Source organism: Paenibacillus helianthi, assembly GCF_001909055.1.
In the GTDB taxonomy this organism is placed as follows: Bacteria; Bacillota; Bacilli; order Paenibacillales; family Paenibacillaceae; genus Paenibacillus_AQ; species Paenibacillus_AQ helianthi.
In genome coordinates this window covers 126,645-144,408 of sequence record NZ_LVWI01000092.1, presented here as the reverse complement: position 1 = coordinate 144,408, position 17,764 = coordinate 126,645, and the positions used below count along the sequence as shown (strand labels likewise).

Below are 17,764 nucleotides of genomic sequence, written 5' to 3'. Positions count from 1 at the left end.
TAACCGATTGGGAGTGAATCTATGAAAAAGGCGGATGTAGCTGATATACTCCCGTTAAGTCCGACCCAAGAGAGCATGCTGTATCATTATCGCCTAGAGCCTGCTTCGACGAAATACCATGGACAGCATATTCTCTATCTTCGTGGGGAACTTGATCCCATCTGCTTTAACAAGGCAGTAGATATGGTCGTTGATACTAACGAAATGCTGCGTGCCGTGTTCCGTTGGGAGAATATTCAATCTCCGGTTCAGATTATTATGAAATACAAAGCTATGTGTATTCCGTATTATGATTGGTCGGCATGTCGGGAGGACAATCAGCGGGAACGATTGAACCAACTACTGAAGAAGGATCAAAAGGAACATTTTCAGCTGGAGTCTGGCGACACGATGCGAATTCGCACGATCAGGATGGGGCGAGATCAGTATGTTCTCGTGTGGTCGTTCCATCATATTATCATGGATGGATGGAGTTCCGGGGTGTTGTTAAACGAAATATTTACTAATTACGGCAGCCTGATAAAAGAACAACGAGTTGCACAGCGCCCGAAAATGAAATATAAGCAGTATCTGCGCCACCTAAAGGATACGAAGTCGAACACCCAAACAGCGTTCTATTGGAAGAGTTATCTTAAAGACTTTACCACACCGACAGAGCTTCCGTTTCATCGGCAGGAAGGATTCCCTCTAGGCCATCGTTCGCTGCGTATCTGTCTCGATGCAGAGTTGACGGAAGGCCTGGAACAATTGTCCAGAGATTATGAGGTGACGCTGAGCACATTGTTGCAGGTAGGCTGGGCCGTGGTATTAGGCAGATATAGTGGAACGAAGGATGTACTGTTCGAGGTGGCGCATACGGGTAGAAGCATACCACTTGCCGGTATAGAAGAGATGGTGGGCCTATTCGTTTCTACCTGTCCTCAGCGAGTAAAATGGGATGCAACGAGTACGGTTGACAGTTTACTTGCTGTAATGAGCAGGGAGCAGCATGAAAGAGCCCCTTATCTTAACGTATCAGTTGCAGAGCTGAAGGGGTATTCGGGAATCGATGTACACAGCGTGCTTACATACAGCTTGTTTCTATTTCAGAATTATCCAATCAATAAGTCGCTGCGAAGTTTGAATCTTGGCATAGAAATTGAGGAAATACAATCGTTTGAGACGGCTAACTATGCGTTGGTAGTGGAAATAAAACATGATGATGGTTTGGAAATCCATTTCAACTACGATACCTCTTTATTACAGGAAGCAGTAGTGGAACGGATTGCAAAGCATTACAGCAATGTACTGAAAGGAATGATCTTTCAGCCGGATAGTCAGATCGTCAACACCCCTATATTTGATGTCGAGGAACAGTTGAGATTGCTTTCGGCCCCTATGGACGTTGTCAGTATTCCGGCTGACCAATGCGTTCATGAGTTGTTTGATCAAGTGGCGGATAAATTTCCAGATGCCACGGCACTGATAGACAGCGATAAGCAGATGTCGTATTCCCAGTTACAGCAAATAACGAACCAATTAGCACGGGCTATTTCATCGAAGGTCACAGGTAACCATCGGCCGGTCGCAGTATTATGCGGCCGCTCGACAGAAATGATTGTCACGCTACTAGGAATTTTAAAAAGTGGTTCATTCTATGTGCCGCTTGATCCGCTCATACCGACCGTAAGAATAAAGCAAATTATCGATCGGATTCAACCGGCGCTATTAATTACAGATAACTCGAACATGGAATTAGCTTGCGAATTGGAACTAGAGTTGCTTAATGTACAGGATTGTAGCAACTGGGAGGGACAATATGCATTAACAATCGAACAGACTGCCCTTGCGTCAACATCTCCTGCATATGCAATGTTCACCTCCGGATCTACGGGGAAGCCGAAAGGGGTTATAGTCAATCACTCCCAATTGATCAATTCGTTGTGGTGGCACAATGAATTTGTTGGCATCAATACCGAAACAAGAACATTACAAATCGCAACCTTAACGTTCGATGCTTCTGTTGTAGAAATTTTTTGTACGCTGCTAACCGGCGGAACACTTCATCTGCTTCAAGAAAACGATAATAAATCGCCGAAGAGGCTGATAGATCTGATTCAGCTTCATCAAATTAATTTCATTCTGGTAGTACCGACGATGTATCGCGCGCTGCTGGATTATGCGGAGCATGCACCGGAAGGGGCGCTCTCTTCTGTCAAGAGAGTGATTTGCACAGGTGAAATGATGACGGCTAGCTTGGCGAAGCATCATTATACCCTACTACCGCAATCGTCGCTGTATAACTTATACGGTCCTACAGAGAATAGTATTTCAGCTTCGGGATACCTTGTACCGGAGCAAGTGGTACATGATGGCCCTATACCGATAGGTAAGCCCAGTTATAACGTAAGCGTGTATATACTGGACGAGGACATGCAGCTGCTGCCGAAAGGCAGTACTGGAGAAATATATTTAGGTGGGATGGGGGTTACGGCAGGCTACATAGGAGATGAAGCCAGAACGGCAGCCTCCTATCTAGAGACTGTATACGGCCGTCTTTATCGTACGGGTGATTTAGCACGCTGGCTGGAGGACGGCAGCCTTCAGTACTTCGGGCGCAAAGACTTTCAAGTTAAAATACGCGGGAACCGCGTTGAAATTGAAGAGATAGAAGCTGTAGTAAGAAGTCATGCGGCTATTAAAGAAGCTGCCGTAGTAGCCGTGCGGGTTAGAGACGATCAAATGCTGGCTTTGTGCTATGTTGATGACTGCATGATCGACCGTGATGACCTGAGAAATTATATCTCGTCACAATTGCCGGAATATATGGTTCCATCATTGTATAAAAGGATGGATGCGCTACCGTATACGGCAAGCGGCAAACTGAATAAGTTAGCCCTGCAGCAGTTGGAGTATGTAGTCACGGAAACCGGTCGCACTGGATACTTCAATAATCAATTGGAGGTTGAATTATCGAGTATTTGGTGCAGGATTCTTAATGTGAAAAAGGTTGATATAGATGATCATTTTTATTCCATTGGTGGACATTCCCTGAAGGCTGCAGAACTTGCCACGCGAATACAGATTCAACTGTCGGTAGTTATTGCCCTGCAAGATGTTGCCCGATATCCGACTATTCGTCAAATGGCGGCTTATATTGCAGAACGAGGCGGACAACACCAAACGACACTAGCTCCAATACCGAAAGCTGAGCTTCAGCCGTATTATCGTGCTTCTTCCGCGCAGAAGAAAATATTTATACTGCGGCATCTAGAAGAAGAGAGTACTAGTTATAACATGTCCGGAATCTTGTCAATCACGGGCACTCTGAATCGTAGCAGAGCGTTCAATACTTTTCAACGAATTATTAACCGTCATGAAGTATTTCGTACTTCATTCTTTCTCCAGGATGGAGAAGTGTATCAACGCATTCTGAATGAGGTTGCGTTCGATATTGATAGCGAGGTTATGAATGGGAGGACGATTGAACAAGTCTTACAGGGTTATATTCGTCCGTTCGATCTGTCCCAGGCGCCTCTGCTGCGGGTAGCCCTTGTTGACACAGAAAATGAAGGACAGTATTTGCTGTTCGATTCTCATCATATTGTGTTGGACGGTACTTCACTTAACCTCCTGATGAATGAATTTATTCAGTTGTATCATGGGAGTATGCTGCCGGCAGCTAACTTGCAGTATAAGGATTACACATGCTGGTTCTGGGCTAAGGCTGATGGAGAAGGCTGGAACAATCAACGGTCGTTCTGGATAAATCAATTCAAGGATAAGCTGTCCGTCATGCATTTTCCTTCAGACTATACAAGGCCGCTAGTGAAGAAGTTTGAAGGTAGTCATCACCTCTTTACAATTGAGAGTGATTTATTCAATCGGCTAAATCATTTTGTAAGTGAAAGCGGCAGTACGGTGAATATAGTCTTATTGTCAGCTTATTATGTATTACTTCATAAATATACAACACAAGAGGATTTAGTCGTTGGTTCTCTGGTTAGTGGTAGAGACCATCCGGATCTGAACAATATAGTAGGAGTATTCGTAAATTTTTTACCGATCCGCTGTTATCCGAAAAGATCGGTCAAGTATGTTGATTTTCTCAAAGAAGTACAAGAGACGGTATGGCAAGCCTATGACAATCAGACCTTCCCGCTTGAAGAGATAGTTTCGCATTTCGGCAAAGCGATTCAACCGGGTAGAAATCCATTGTTTGATACGATGCTCATCTATCACAATCAGCGTGAGCAAGAACTTGAGAGTATGTCGGAAGAGTTACAGCTTAAACAAATTTCGTATGAGTCTAGTACATCTAAACTGGATTTCAAGATCGATGTTACACCTACACCGAGCTCATACCAGTGCGTTTTGGAGTATGACACGCAATTGTTCAGACAGGATACTATGAAGGTTTTCTCAGACAACTTCTTGCTGGTGCTCGACGCTCTGCTAACTGATCCCGGACAGCGGCTCGCTGACATATTGATCATGAAAGGAGCCTCGGGTCAAGCAGAACACCAGGAACCTCATGTGCGGCTGCACCATATCGGCGTTGCGGTAGCTGACATCGAAGCTTCACACCGTCAGTACGGCGAACTAGGGATTGGTATGGGGCCTGTTCTTCATGATCCTCTACAGAATGTATTGCTTTCGATTGGTAGGATTGAACCAGGCATACTCTTTGAGTTGGTTGCACCTGTCGATTCGGCGTCCCCTGTGTTCAGAATATTGAAAGAACGTGGATCCATTCCGTACCATCTTTGTTTCGCTGTTTCGGATATTGATCGTTTATTGCATAAACTGAATACACACGGTGCTCAATATGAAGCAGTTAGCGAGAAGAAAGCGGCTGTCTTGTTCGACAATGCTATGGTTATCTTCATTTATATGAAGGGGTTAGGTTTAGTAGAACTGGTTGAGACAGGAAGCACAATATCAGCAGAGATGAACGATACGGCAGGTCCCGTCCCGACGGTCCGTTTATTAACGGAATCGATCGAAAGTTCGGTGCACTGTTTACACCAGTTCGGCTATAAGTTAGCGGATCAATATGTATGTATGCAGACCCATCATTTCGTGGCTGTGCTGCATCAGGATGGGGGCTCAATCATAGAATTGACCGCACCCCGAAGCGGCGAATTAAAACAAATGCTTGCGCAGTATGGAAGCGGCATCACGGAAATCGTACATCCGGTTTCAGATATTGTCACATGCATCGACAGGTTTGCCACAGTTGGTATTGCTTATGACTTCGCAGACGTACAAGGTATCTACGTACGGCCTGCAATAGCCAATTATTTACTCTTGGCAGACGGGACAGATGAACACCAACGTCAGCAAGTGATAAACATTGAACAGGACAGCTTGTATTCAACAGAGAGGTCCTTCATTCAAACCCGATGGGTAATGCAGGAGCAAATGGAGGGAACTGCTGCGAACGTTGTTTTCGGTGTCGACTGTATTGAAGAGCTTGATGGTGTATTGCTTGAGAAATCGATTTATCATCTGCTGCGGTTCAATCCGCTGCTGTGGCCTTCAGATCGCATCGAAGAATACCATCTTAAGTTAGTAGATGTGCAGAAAATGAACGAGGAAGAGCGTAATGAATACTTGACTAAGCTGATGAAAGCTGAAATAAGCAGTACTTTAAACGTGGCGGAAGGCAAGATGGTCCGTTTCATGCTGGTTAGGATCGGTATAGGAAGACAGCGTATCATCGGATGTTTGCATGCTTCGGTTTGCGACGGGCACAGTATCAATTTTATTATCGAGCAAATGAAAGCTACTTACACTTCACTGTTGAACGATAGGGCTCCTGAAGTTGCTAATAATCATACTTACGCCTCTTTCGCATATAAGCAGCAGCGAATGGTGAAATATGGTTTATTGGAGCGTGAGCGTAAGAAATGGATTGAACGTACTAAGGCGTTCGAGTATCCATTTGGCGTTGGCGGCAAGGCTGGCGCCTCTGTAATGTATTCGCTGAGCGGAGATAGGTTTGCTATGTTTATGCAGTTCGTCGAGCATACGAAGCGCAGCGTCGAAAAGGTTCTCTTAACTTCGTACGTGCTTCTGCTTCAGCAGATGACGCAGGGTTCTGTTGTTTCCGCAGGAGTCGCTGTTAATGGAAGACCAGAAGAAGGATACCAAGAGACAATTGGTAATTTCGTCAATTATGTACCATTTATTCTTGATACGCGTGGGGCAGCGTCTTTTGTTCAACTGCTCGATAGGACTAGCCAGGCCTTAGAAGAGGCGGCCGCACTAACTGCTTACCCTGCAACTTGCCTCGAAACTGATTCCATCTTGTCGTGGCCAACATTGTTTGTAGCACAAGCATTCCTTCCGGACCGGCAGTCGACTGTATGGAGCGGAACGTTGACCGACTATTGCGAACCAATGATGACAGGCTGCCCGTTAACTATAAGCTGCTTCGTATATGGAGGCTCGATGCAATTCATATTCGGCTATGATCAGATCCGAGTAGAAAAGGATATGGTTGAATCGCTAGCCCGGCGATTCATGGTCATTGTAAATAAGCTTGCAGAAGTACCAAAATAATTGACTTGAGGGGAAATAAAAATATGTCAACGATCATTAGATCATCTATTAATTTCCATGACGAAAGATTTTTGATGTTTGTACTTGATCAAATGGCTAACGAATTGGAAAGTAAGGGTGGAAAAGCAATTCGGATGACACTGGGAAAGTCGGAACTCCCGCTACATCCGGATATCATCAGCTCCATGCAGGAGGCTCTTCAGACGTTTGAAAAGTATACGCTTGTTTATCCGGGTGGACTACCTGAGCTGAAAGAAAAATTAGCGGGTCATTATGAACGGAAGTACAATGTAACGATTAAACCAGACAACTTTATAATAAGCGTTGGAACCAGCTCTGTGTTCCGTAATCTGTTTTATTTGCTGTTGAAAGAAGGCGACGAGGTATTACTCCCTTTCCCGTATTATTCGCTGTATCACTTTAGTGCACTGCTAGTCGGAGCAAAAGTCCGGCATTACAAAATTAATCTGGATACTCTCGCGCTTGATGTCGAATCATTTGAGCAAAATTACACCGATAAGACGAAAGTTGTAGTTATTAACACGCCAGGTAACCCGCTGGGAAATATACTTACTCGGGATGAGCTAAATATGATCGACCGAATCGTTGATGGACGAGCTACAATTATTAACGATGAAATTTATGCCAACACATATTTCGACGATAAGTGTGAATCCGTTATGCAGCTGAAGAATACCAAATCTCAATTTGTGACAACGGATGCCTTCTCCAAAGGTTACCGTATGTACAGCAAACGTGTAGGGTATGCGATCGTGCCGGATGAACTTGTTCAGCCACTCACCGTCATTCAGCATCATACATTACTGACGGCAGACCCGATCGTTCAATTCGGTGCCATGGCGGCGCTTGATCATCAGCATGAGGTGGAACATCTGGTCAGCATCTATAAAATGCGCAGGGAGTATACGCTAGAAGCGTTCCGGGATGTTGAGGATGTAAGAACCTTGCCATCCCGAGGCGGATTTTATATCACAATCGATTGCCAGCGCTTTATGGGGCGACATAACATTGCAAATTCGCTAGAACTGGCGACGGAGCTGTTTCAAGCAACGCATGTTGCTACAGTCCCTGGATCAGATTTTGGTCTTCCAAGTATGCTGCGGTTATCTTACTCAACAGCTGACTATGAGGAAGGTATCGATCGGATGGTACAATTTTTTAAGTCGAAACGGTAGGAGACATGGATAAAGGATGGACGATAAGCTAGTATTTGATATCGGACTGAACGAATTCAACTTACAGTCCGATTATGAATCGAAACAATTAGAGAAATTCAATGATACTCGCACTGCATATCGGACCGAGGTTACGATTGCAGATTTATTCGTCGAGCAGGTTAAACTGAATCCGAATCGTATTGCGGTTATTGATGGTGAGCACACGGTGACGTATAAGGATCTGGAGGAGAAGTCCAATCAGATAGCCCGTCTTCTGCTACAAGCTGGTGGTGCTCCAAGGGACCTGGTAGCGGTTATGGCCGATAGAGGTGCCGAATTTGTAGCATCTACGCTGGCTATTTTCAAAAATGGCATGGGATATGTTCCGATAGACCCGCATTATCCGCGACAAAGAATTCAGCTTTTGCTAAAGGATAGCGGCTGTAAGATATTGATTACGCAAACCATTCATTTAGACAAATGGACTATCGATCTGCCGGATAGTATGGAGTCAATCCTATGTCTGGATCAGACTGATCAGACGATGTCGGTATTAAATCATTATTCGGAAGTTGATATTTTAAAGCAGCCGGTTGCGGAGTATGCATCAAGCGGTAAGGAATCTGATACGGCCTACGTCATCTATACATCCGGTTCAACCGGGCAGCCGAAAGGTGTAACGATTACACATAGACAAGTTTTGAATACAATTTTCTGGCTAAACGACAAGTTCCCTCTTGATGAATCAGACGTGATTGCACAGAAAACGTCGATATCGTTTACCGATTCGGTATGGGAACTATTTTGGCCCCTGATTGTAGGGGCGAAGCTCTCCATCTTGAAGGATGAGGAGGGGAAAAGTCCCGAGTCGTTATTCAAGTGGCTCCAAACCGAGAACATTACTATAACTCAATTCGTACCGGCGATGATGAGATTGTTCTTATCATACGTCGAGTTACACAACGAACTCAATCCACTTCCTCGGCTGCGATGGGTATTTAACGGCGGTGAGGCGATTTCGGCTGATTTAGTACAAGACTGGAACCGACTTTTCCAACGAGCGCGTATTGCGAATATTTATGGTATGACCGAATCAGCAATTTATGCTTCGGTTTATTTGTGCATGAATGCCCCATTAAGCAGGCGGAGCAACATTCCGATCGGTGCGCCGATTTCCAATACACACATTTACGTATTAGGCCAGTCGGGGGAGCTTTGCCCGCCAGGTATTAAGGGAGAGATTTGTATCGGTGGATCAGGAATTACGGATGGTTATTTGAACCGGCCTGATCTGACCCAAAAGGAATTCACTTCTCATCCTGTAACCGGTGAGCGATTATATCGTACTGGCGATATCGGCTGTTTGGATAAAAACTTCATTCTCGAGTATTGGGGCCGTAAAGATGATCAAGTACAAGTCCGCGGCTATCGGGTGGAGCTCAAAGAAGTAGAGCGTGCCATATTGCAGCACCCGAATGTCCGTCAAGCAGCAGTAATTGCTGCATCATCTGAGGGCGAAGTTACCGATCTAGTTTGCTATTATGTATGTCGTGAAAATCAAATTGTGACAGAAAGTATGCGTGCTTATTTAGAGGAAGTGCTGCCGGTTTATATGGTTCCAAGCTATTTTATTCAACTTCCGGAGATGCCATTAACCCCTCACGGTAAGATCGATCGCAAAGCGCTACCGGACCCACGAGAAGTTTGTACAGCCGGGAGCCAATATGTTTCTCCCCGGAATGAGATGGAGAAACAGCTTGCAACCATTTGGGCAGAAGTGCTGCAGGTATCTTTACCTGGCATCGATGACAACTTTCTAGAGCATGGTGGACATTCATTAAAGGCTATTCAATTCGTATCGGTGTTAGGTCGGCAGTTAGGTGTTAAGTTGAGTGTCCAAGCGTTGTTGGAGCACCAAACGATCCGGGCCATTTCAGAACATATTGCTGTCATATCCGAAAGCGACAATGAAGTTGACATATTGCAGTCAGCTCCGGCGGAGTATTACCCAGTCACGCCGTTCCAAGAGCAAATCTACACATTAAGAGAAATTGAAGGAGATGAGCCGGGCTCCAATTCGCCAGGTGTGCTCCGATTAGAGGGACCTCTCGACAGACAAAAGCTTAATCATACGCTCGCAGAGCTTGTCAAACGGCATGAAGGGCTGCGGACTTCATTCCATAAGATCAAAGGTATAGTAAGTCAGCGAATTCATCGCGATGCTTCGCTGCGGATAGAGAGCGTCAAGCTGGAGGATCAGCAGATCGATGAGGTGATTCGTTCATTTATCCGTCCGTTTGATTTAAGCATTGCTCCGCTAATCCGGATTGGACTTATTGAGATGGAAGAAGGCGTTCATCTGCTTGTTGTTGATATGCATCATATTATTTCTGATGCTATATCAAAGACGATTCTGCTTAGGGATTTCACAGGCCTGTACGACGGTACACAGCTTCCGAATAATTTGATGCAACCGAAGGAGTACGCCGTATGGCTAAGACAGTATGAACGGTCGACCTCATGGAAACGGGAAGAAGACTATTGGTTCCAGGTCTATAAGCAGCATTCGCCGCTGCTGCAGCTGCCGACCGATCACGAACGAACGGGGAAGAGGACCTTCGCAGGCGCTGAGCTTCGAAGCGAAATGTCTCAAGGTTTGTCAGCGAGAGTGCGCCAATTTGGTCTTGATTATAAAAGTACTTTATACATGATGCTTCTGACCGCATATTCAATACTGCTCAGTAAATACGGTAATCAGGAAGAACTGGTCATCGGTTGCGATGTGGATAACCGTAATCGCTCTGAATTCTATGGATCGATTGGAGCCTTCACAAATTTACTTGCACTTTATATGAAGCCACACAAGCAGTTGGCCGTAACCGACTACCTATCTGAGATAAAAACGAATGTAAGTAAGTCCTTGGAACATGGATTATATCCGTTTAACCATCTGCTTCGCCACGTGAAGTATGATCGGCAGATCGCAAGAAGCCCGCTTGTAGAGTCGATGCTTACACTTCACCAGCTTGAGCAACCGACAAGGGGGAGCTCCAGCCTACAGATTACGAGTTATCCATACAAACGGCAGTATTCGATGCTTGATGTGGCACTGGAAGTCATTGATAAGGGGAATGGTCTGCTGCTTAGTTGGCAGTACAATACCGGCTTGTTCGATGAGCGTACGATTGCCAGAATGAATAATGATTTTATCGCAGTTATAGAGCAAATCATCGCCTTACCACAAATGGAGATCGGCAGTATTCAGTTAAATCATGGAGTAGCACTCGCCAATGGTGAATGGGATGCTGGAGAATTTGTCTTCTAGAAGGTTCTGAGGACAGGAGAGAAATCGAATGAACAATTTAGTATCGCGTAATATTTTACAAGCCAGCGGTAAACTAGGGGATGCCGGACAATTCTGGGGAAATAAACTTACCGGAACGTATCATCCGTTAGATTTTCCGACTCGCCGATCCGCTCAGACCCTATCTAATGAAGAGGCTGCAGAGATGACTCTGCAGTTTCCTTCTGTGGTCAGTGATCGAATGCTACAAATAAGTAACGGGTCTGACCAGCGGCTATTCACGGTTCTGATGGCCGGATTTGGATTTGTGCTGCACAAATATACCGGTCATGACGATATTTATATCGGCATACCTGTGATGAAGCAGGAAGCAGGGAAAGAGTACTTGAATTTGGTGCTCCCGATATGCCTGCGGATGTCAAATGCTTACACGCTGCGGACGCTGCTTTCTCATACTCAACAGCAATTGTCCGAAGCAATAAAGCATCAGAATTACGATGTACTGGCATTAATCGACCAGATCTATGGAGAGGGGCGCACGAAGTGCACCCGATTCTTCGAAGCAACCTGCCTATTCCAAAGTCTGCACGATCCCGCATATTTTCAATTCATTGAGAGTGAGCTGAGGTTTTCTTTCAGGAAAGACGGACAGTCACTTTATGTGGATATTAGATTTAATAACCAAAAGTACCAGATGGCGATGATCAAGCGATTTTGTAAGCATGTATTCGCCAGTTATACGCAAATGATGACCAATCCTGACATGTCGCTTTCTGAGATTGAATTAGTATCCAACGAAGAATTTCGTTCCCTTACAAATTTCAATGATAATGTAGTGCCGTTCCCTAGCGAACAACCCTATAGCCGCTTATTCGAACAACAAGCACACCGTAGCCCTGAATGTATTGCCGTTGCAGACCGAACGCGGACGCTGAACTATCGAGAGTTAAACGAACGGGCTAATCAACTGGCCCGATATTTACTGGACCAAGGATTTAAGCCTGGTGAGAAGCTCGGCCTCTATATGAACCGTAGTACGGACACGCTTACAGCAATTATTGCAATCTTCAAGGTGCGCGGAGCTTATGTTCCGATCGATCCGGGTTTTCCGCTACAGCGCATTGATTACATTGTGAAGAAAAGTGAAATATCAGGTGTTATTTCCAACGCATTTGACGAAGATAACAAGCTTCTATTATGCGAGGCCTTAGATTCACTTCAGTATAAATTTTGTTTTGGGATAGATGATCTTAAGCTTCAGAATTATTCTGTGGCTAATCTTGAATTGGCGGGCTGCGGAGCAGATTTAGCATATATAATTTTCACTTCCGGTACGACAGGGCAGCCGAAGGGGGCGATGGTGCACCACCGCGGGATGATAAACCATATATTCTCGAAGATCGAGGCACTTCATCTTCATCCCCATGATATCGTCGCCCAAACGGCTTCACTATGTTTCGATATATCAGTATGGCAGTATTTAGCGGTGTTGTTGGTAGGTGGATCTGTACGGATTATTGACATCGATATCGTCATGGATGTGGAATCGTTGTTGCGCACGTTGCTGGAAAGTGGAACGACGATTGTGGAGGCGGTTCCATCTCTGCTAAGAGAGTTATTGAACTATGTGGATACCAGGGCGCAGGAAAGCCGGGCGCTGCCGGCGCTGCGGTGGATGATGGTAACGGGAGAGGCCTTGCCCGTTACGCTTGTCAATCGGTGGTTCAACCATTATCAGATCCCGCTCATTAATGCATACGGACCGACTGAAGTGTCCGACGATATTACGCATCACTTTATCTATCAGCCGGCTGAGGCTAATACAAGCGCCATTCCAATCGGCCGACCTATTCAGAATACGGCTATCTACGTTCTTGATTCCGCGTTGAAAATGTGCCCTATAGGAGTCAAAGGAGAAATATGTGTTGCCGGCCCAGGCGTGGGATATGGATATTATGGCGACAAGGAACGTACAAGCAAATCATTTGTCCCGAATCCTTATGATAAGCTGCATGACGACTTGCATTATAAAGTCATGTATCGGACCGGAGATCTAGGGGGAGTGAATGAAGAAGGGTACCTCGAATACTTCGGGCGGTTGGATGATCAAATAAAAATTCGTGGTTATCGGATCGAATTAGGAGAGATAGAGTGTGCATTGGAAAGCTATCCTTCTATCCGCGAAGCTGTGGTTGCCGTCTTCCAGCACGATAATGGAGAGCAGTACCTATGCTGTTATTTGAAATCGGATCAGGAACTGAGCCGGAACGAAATTCGTCAATATTTATTAGATCAGCTGCCTGAATACATGGTCCCTAGCTATATGGTCCAACTCACAGCGTTTCCGCTTAATACGAATGGTAAGCTGGATCGATTTGCATTGCCCACACCACAGCGTAAGGATATTGCGGTTGGCGCCAAGTCCGTGACACCATTGACGCGTACGGAATGGGCATTAACGGAAATATGGGGCAAAGTATTGGGTTTGCAACCGGACCAGATAGGCAATAAGGACCATTACTTCAGTCTTGGGGGGCACTCCTTAAAGCTAAACCAACTTCAGTTGGAGATCTCCCATCGGTTCGGAGTTGACGTTACGGTTGGGGAGTTGTTTCATAATCCGACTATTGAAGCGCTGGGACGGCTTGTTGAACAGGGAGAGCGCGGAAGAGTGGTATTGGAGAAGGCTCCGAACCATACCTATTATCCGGTTGTGCCGGCACAGGAGAAAATGTTCGTGCGCCAACAGTTGAATCCCGAGGATACAAGCTTTCATATTAGCGGTGTACGTATCATTAACGGAGCTTTAGACTGCGACAGGCTTCAGAGTGCTTTTCAGAAGCTGATTGAACGGCATGAGGCATTCCGAACTTCGTTTGCGTTTAAAGAAGACAAGGTCGTTCAACGAATTGCCCCCTCTGCTACGTTTGAGATCGAACGGTTATATGCCGATGAGCATCAATTGGACGATGCGATTCAAGAATTCATTCGGCCTTTTGATCTTGCTCAATGTCCGTTATTAAGGGTTGGTTTAATCGAGCTATCGAAGGAACGCCATGTGTTACTGATCGATATACATCATATCGTTGCGGACGGATTGTCCATGAATATATTGATTGGGGATCTAGCCAGGCTGTATCAAGGTGAAAATCTGCCTGCCCTTTCTGTGCAGCACAAAGATTATTGCGTATGGCAAAATCAGCAATTGCAATCATATGCATTTCAGGAGCAACTCACATATTGGTCGGAACTTTTCCGTTCTCCTGCTCCCGAGCTTGCTATTCCTTGTGATTATCAGTGCACCGAGAAATTGGCATACCGTGCGGCAACGGTCGATTTCACACTCGATCCCGAGCGGTCACGTAGGCTTGAGGAGCTTGTTGCCGGGCAGAGTACGACACTGTTCGTCGCACTGCTATCCGTTTACTATTTGCTGCTGCATAAGTATAGCGGAAATTCAGATATCGTGATAGGCGCACCTGTTTCTGTTCGCAAATTCAGTGAGCTTCAGCATGTAATCGGGATGTTTATTAATACACTTCCGATTCGTAATCACGTACCGGAAAACAAGGCTTTCAACTTTTACTTGGCGGATGTGGGAAAGCAGGTTATCTCTGCACTTGAAATGGTTGATTTACCAGTTGAGCAGTTGCCGTCTGAACAACCAGCCAGCAACTCGGGTATGTTCAATGCCATGTTTGTATTTCACGATGATAGAAGCCCAGAAGCGGCCGTAGAAATTGGCGGGATGCATTGTAGCAGCTATCTGCTTCAGGCTCAGAAGACTAAAGTAGACTGGCATTTAGAGTCTTATCTTTCTGATGGTTGTCTGAAGTTCAGATTGGATTATAACAGCGACCGATACAAACGAGAAACCACTGTGCAAATGACAGAGGATTATTTGGCGTTAATAATACAAGTGCTAAACGATCGGTATGCAAAGTTAAGCGAATTGCATCTAAATCGTGACATTGTATTCTTACAGAGATCTTCATTGGATTGGGAGTTCGACGTATAGACCGTTGTTGCACATACAAGGAGGCGACATATTCTGTGAAACCGACGTTGAATCATAATATTATACTGAATAGCTATGATTTTCGGGTGGAGGAACAATATTGGAGAGACAAATTGAGCGGAATGGACCATACGTTGTCACTAATCCGGAATTATAGCCCTCCATCGATCACTACGGAAAGTTCTTCATATGAGGAATCCGCGTTCGAGGTGCCGAATCAGACGTTTCAACTCATAAAAAAGCAGTATTCATCTCATCCGGTCAAGCTGTTTCTGTATTTACTGTCCAACTATTTCGTGCTTATCCGCCGGTACAAAAGGATGGAGGATCTAATCATCCTTACTCCGGTTTTTCATCATCCGCTACCCCTGAACTCATTAAACTTTGGGCTGCCGCTTAGAACAACATTCGATGAAAGCTTGAACCTGGCGGCTTTAATGAAATTGCTGAAGGAAGTTATGAAGGAAGCGACAGACCACCACAACTTTCCATTTGCCAAAATAGTCGAGTTTCTGGGTTTGGATCAGGAGAAACTGACATCGGTATTAGATACGGCTTTTATGATGGAAGGCATGCAGGACGAGTCAGCTTTGGTACAACTGCCTGCGGCGTTATCGTTCATAGTTAACGAGTCTAATGTTGGAATAACTGGGCGGGTAAAGTATCGTGCGGGAGCATACACGACCGAATTCATTAATACCATGATCGGCCATTACCTTCGCTTGTTAGAGGAAAGCGCGGAGGATGCGAATAAGACGATTGCCTCAATGGAGATGGTTACAACCATGGAGAGGCATGAACTTCTGTTGGTTCGTAATCAAACCGATCGTTCGTACAGTCTGTCAGATCCGATCTATCGCCGGATTGAACAACAGGCTAAGCAGACGCCATTCAATACGGCAGTTGTATATGGCAATGAGTCATTAACCTACCATGCGTTGAATGAGAAAGCAAATGCTCTTGCATGGAAGCTTCATGATCGCGGAATAGGCAGAGGATCGTATATTCCTGTTCTGATCGGTCATGGACTCAATCTACCCTTGGCTTTATTAGCGGTGATGAAGACTGGAGCTGCATTCGTTCCGCTGGATGGAACCGGTCCTGTTGAACGTTTGCGTACATTGCTTGCAGATTTGGATGCTCACGCCGTGTTAATAAGCGGAGAACAGCCCACAGACATGGAGCTGTCCGACAAGATGATCGTTGTGGATTATACGGAACTGTCCCCGACGCTGCTGGAATTGGCGCATACAGCCGCACCGGAGGATCCAATTTATGTTATTTATACTTCAGGTTCTACAGGCAAGCCCAAAGGGGCGATTATTCCGCATATCGGGATCACGAATCGTTTTCAATGGATGGATGAACATTTTGGCTGCAGCCAACAGGACGCAATTTTACAGACGACGCCGCATATCTACGATAGTGCCGTTTGGCAGCTATTCTGGCCACTTCTCCATGGCGGACGTACCGTTCTGCCGACGCCGGAGTTTCAAATGACGCTAACCGATGTACTGGACATCGTATCTAGCCAAAAAATAACGATTACGGATTTTGTCCCATCTCTTTTTAATTTGCTTGTTGAACAAATGGAGTTCAAGGATAATATATCAAAAGATATGAAAAGCTTGCGGCATCTAATAATAGGTGGGGAAGAGATGACGTCCCGTTCCGTAAAGGCATTCCAGAAGCGGTTCCCTGACATACGTATGACGAATTTGTACGGTCCCACGGAGACTTCGATAGGCGTCATCTATTTTGAAGTCAGTCATGATCATGAAGGCGCTATTCCAATTGGAAGGCCGATAGCAAATGCTAAAATCTTGCTGCTGGATGAACATCGCAACCTTACTCCTCTTGGACAACAGGGGGAGATTTATATAACAGGACACTGTTTGGGGCTTGGATATTTGTATAATCCGGACAAGACAGCAGAGAATTTTGTCGAGAATCCCTATCCTGAAATTGGTTACTCCAAGCTGTATAAGACGGGGGATCTTGGGCGCTATGACATAAATGCTCTGATTCGATTCGAAGGTCGTATCGATCACCAGATTAAAGTCAATGGCCACCGGGTCGAAATTGGCGAAATTGAAGCCGCGTTGCTCGCTAATCCGGAGTTGAAGGAAGCAGCTGTTATTTTTAATGAACAGAAACGTATGTTGGTCGCTTTCTATGTCCCTCGGGACAAAGGAACGACTCCGAATGAATTGAATGCTTACTTACACGAGCGACTTCCGCGGTATATGGTACCTTCATTATTTTTGAAGCTCGAAAAAATGCCTCTAATGAAAAGCGGAAAAATCGACCGTAAAGAGCTAGCTGCTATATCGGACAGGCGTGAACCAGATACCGATTATGAGCCTCCTCGAAATCAGATGGAGCAGCAGCTTGAAGAAATATGGAAAGAAGTACTCGGTTTAAGTCGAGTGAGCATTAACGATAGCTTTCTGCAAATCGGGGGGAACTCGCTTCTCATCCTTAAAGTGCATGCTCAAATTGTCGAACGAATTGATGCCTCTCTCACTGTTGCTCAGCTATTCACATTCCATTCCATTGCTACATTAGCCGACTTTCTGGAACGACAAGGAGCCCCGATAAAGGAGGCGGAACTAGAACTCCAAACGAGTCAGGCAGATATCTTGAGTTTGCTTCGAAAAGTCAAGGAAGGCGTTATTACCGCAGAAGAGGGTGCGCAACAGTTAGAATGATGAGAGG

Annotated in this window: 5 protein-coding genes; all 5 read left to right on the top strand. The window is 45.4% G+C overall.

Annotated features, from left to right (window positions below; all coding sequences use genetic code 11):
- Positions 1 to 21 precede the first annotated feature (21 nt).
- From A3844_RS29350 to A3844_RS29330, 5 genes are read left to right on the top strand one after another with little or no spacing between them, the layout of a single operon-like run.
- Entirely contained in the window at positions 22 to 6,546 is a 6,525-nt protein-coding gene (locus tag A3844_RS29350) for a non-ribosomal peptide synthetase (RefSeq protein ID WP_074109324.1), read from the top strand.
- A 23-nt stretch (positions 6,547 to 6,569) separates the two neighbouring features.
- Positions 6,570 to 7,742: a pyridoxal phosphate-dependent aminotransferase gene (locus A3844_RS29345; RefSeq protein ID WP_074083263.1), complete on the top strand. Its 1,173-nt coding sequence runs from the start codon at positions 6,570 to 6,572 to the stop codon at positions 7,740 to 7,742.
- 16 nt (positions 7,743 to 7,758) lie between these two features.
- Positions 7,759 to 11,049: a non-ribosomal peptide synthetase gene (locus A3844_RS29340; RefSeq protein WP_074109323.1), complete on the top strand. Its 3,291-nt coding sequence runs from the start codon at positions 7,759 to 7,761 to the stop codon at positions 11,047 to 11,049.
- Between the two features lie 28 nt (positions 11,050 to 11,077).
- The gene (locus A3844_RS29335; RefSeq protein ID WP_074109322.1) at positions 11,078 to 15,046 is read left to right on the top strand and encodes a non-ribosomal peptide synthetase; all 3,969 of its coding nucleotides are present in this window, start codon (positions 11,078 to 11,080) and stop codon (positions 15,044 to 15,046) included.
- A 35-nt stretch (positions 15,047 to 15,081) separates the two neighbouring features.
- Complete coding sequence (locus A3844_RS29330; RefSeq protein WP_074109321.1) at positions 15,082 to 17,757, top strand: non-ribosomal peptide synthetase; 2,676 nt, start codon at positions 15,082 to 15,084, stop codon at positions 17,755 to 17,757.
- The last annotated feature ends 7 nt before the right edge of the window (positions 17,758 to 17,764 follow it).

What these genes read in the sequence shown, in the direction of transcription:
- A3844_RS29340 (WP_074109323.1), top strand. Translation starts at nt 7,759, where the DNA reads ATGGACGATAAGCTAGTATTTGATATCGGACTGAACGAATTCAACTTA.
- A3844_RS29335 (WP_074109322.1), top strand. Translation starts at nt 11,078, where the DNA reads ATGAACAATTTAGTATCGCGTAATATTTTACAAGCCAGCGGTAAACTA.
- A3844_RS29345 (WP_074083263.1), top strand. Translation starts at nt 6,570, where the DNA reads ATGTCAACGATCATTAGATCATCTATTAATTTCCATGACGAAAGATTT.
- A3844_RS29350 (WP_074109324.1), top strand. Translation starts at nt 22, where the DNA reads ATGAAAAAGGCGGATGTAGCTGATATACTCCCGTTAAGTCCGACCCAA.